At 67.0% G+C, this 382-nt stretch carries 1 protein-coding gene; it reads right to left on the bottom strand.

The window, feature by feature from the left end; genetic code table 11:
• Positions 1-382: MFS transporter (locus tag JYJ84_RS37485; RefSeq protein ID WP_205190373.1), on the bottom strand; the 382-nt coding region annotated here is incomplete at both ends.

The following is a 382-nucleotide window of genomic DNA, read 5'->3' as shown; positions in this document are numbered from 1 at the left end:
AGGCACGATCCACAGCACGACGCCGATCGCGAGGATCGACAGCACGCCGACGATCGCGAACAGCCCGCTCATCCCGACCCAGTGGAACACGATCGGCGCGCCGACGATCGCGACCGCGAACGACACGCCGATCGAGCCGCCGACCATCGCCATCGCCTTCGTGCGGTTCTGCTCGGAGGTCAGGTCGGCGATGAACGCGAGCACCGCGGACGACACCGCGCCCATCCCCTGGATCACGCGGCCGACGATGATCCACGTGATGTCGTGCGCGGATGCGGCGACGAAGCTGCCGATCGCGAAGATCACGAGGCCCGTGGCGATCACCGGCTTGCGGCCGAACTTGTCGGACGCCCAGCCGTAGAAGATGTAGAACAGCGACTGC

The sequence above is a fragment of the Burkholderia sp. LMG 13014 genome, from assembly GCF_905232215.1.
Classification (GTDB): domain Bacteria; phylum Pseudomonadota; class Gammaproteobacteria; order Burkholderiales; family Burkholderiaceae; genus Burkholderia.
The sequence above is the reverse complement of the archived record's forward strand: the minus strand, read 5'-3'. Positions and strand labels throughout refer to the sequence as shown.